Here is a 1770-nt window from a genome sequence, read left to right on the forward strand (position 1 = left end):
GCGAGCGATTCGGTCGTGGCGATGGCGACCTGCAACGGTCCGCGCAGGGCCGCCTCGGCGACGGTGAGCCACTGGCCCGCCGAACGGGGCGCGCGCGCGAGCACGATCGCGCCACGCTCGAGAGTGCGGTCGGCGAGTTCGCGGTAGCGGGCGGCCCGTTCCGGGTCGCTGGCGGCCGCGGCGGTGAGCAGCGCTTCGGCCAGGGCCGACGCACCCGCGGGAGTCGCGCCGTCGATCGGGTCGCGCGGGCGGGTGACGAGCGTCTCGGCGTCGTCGGCGGTGTCGAACCAGCCGCCCGGCTGATCGGGGTCGGCGAAGTGCTCGATCGCGGTGTCCAGCAGGCGCTGGGCCTCTTCGAGCCAGCCCAGTTCGCCGGTGGCCTGGTGCAGCGCGAGCAGTCCGGTGACCAGCCAGGCGTAGTCCTCGAGGATGCCGGGCGCCGCGCCTGCGACGCCGCCGAGCGAGGCGCGCCGCAACCGCCCGTCCACCACGTGCTCGGCCAGCAGGAAGCGCGCGCACCGGAGGGCGGCGGCGGTCCATTCCGGCTCGTCCAGCGCGGCCGCCGCCTCGGCGAGCGCGGTGATCGCCATGCCGTTCCACGCGGTCACCACTTTGTCGTCGCGGTCCGGCTGTGGGCGGCGGTCGCGGGCGGCGATCAGCGCCGCTCGCACGCGTTCCAGCCGCGCGGCGTCTTCCGCCGTGGTCGGCTCGGTGTACCTGGTCAGCACCGAGGTGCCCTGTTCGAAGTTCCCGGCCGTGGTGACGCCGAAGAATTCGGCCGCCCATGACCCGTCGATCGAACCGAGAACGCCGGCCAGTTCGGCGGGCGTCCACACATAGGTCGCGCCTTCGACGCCGGGTTTGCCTGGCTCCAAGTGGGTGTCGGCGTCCAGCGCCGAGGCGAAGCCGCCCTCCGCGGTGCCCAGGTCGTCGAGCAGGAACCGCACGGTCTCCCGCGTGACTCGATGCGACAACGATTCCGGCAGCACCGAGGTAGTGCGCCGGGCCAGGTGCGCGTAGGCGCGCAACAGCTGCGCGTTGTCGTAGAGCATCTTCTCGAAGTGCGGCACCAGCCAGGCGGCGTCGACCGAGTACCGCGCGAATCCGCCGCGCAGCTGGTCGTAGATGCCGCCGCGCGCCATCGCCTCGGCGGTGCGGGCCACCACGTCGAAGACCGCGCGGTCATCGGTGCGCTCCCAGTGCCGCAGCAGGCCTTCCAGCAGCGCCGACGGCGGGAATTTGGGCGCGCCGCCGAACCCGCCGTGCTCGGCGTCCTCGTCGCGCAGCACGGCGGCGACCGCGTGGGCGAGCAGCTCCGGCGTGATCGTCAGCTCCGCGTCGGGCAGGCCGGCCGCCTGGTCCCGCAGCGCCGCCGCCACCTGCGCGGACGCCTGCTCCACCTCGTCACGACGGGTGCGCCAGGTCTCCGTGATCGCGGTGAGCAACTGGGTGAACGACGGCATGCCGCCGCGTGGGAGCTTCGGGTAGTAGGTGCCGCAGTAGAACGGCTCGCCGTCCGCGGTCAGGAAGCAGGTCATCGGCCAGCCGCCCTGACCCGTCATCGCGACGGTGGCGTTCATGTAGACCGCGTCCAGGTCGGGCCGCTCCTCCCGGTCGACCTTCACGCAGACGAAGTGGGCGTTCATCTGCTCGGCGGTGGCCGCGTCCTCGAACGACTCGTGCGCCATCACATGGCACCAGTGACAGGACGCGTACCCGACCGAGAGCAGTACGGGCACGTCCCGCTCGCGCGCTTCGGCCAGTGCCTCG

At 73.0% G+C, this 1770-nt stretch carries 1 protein-coding gene; it reads right to left on the reverse strand.

Annotated elements, in window-relative coordinates; genetic code table 11:
- Positions 1–1770 (reverse strand): thioredoxin domain-containing protein (locus HOV91_RS38945; RefSeq protein WP_174190167.1); only part of this gene is annotated, 1770 nt, incomplete at both ends.

Origin of the sequence: Nocardia barduliensis, assembly GCF_013315795.1 — a bacterium.
Lineage (GTDB): Bacteria > Actinomycetota > Actinomycetes > Mycobacteriales > Mycobacteriaceae > Nocardia > Nocardia barduliensis.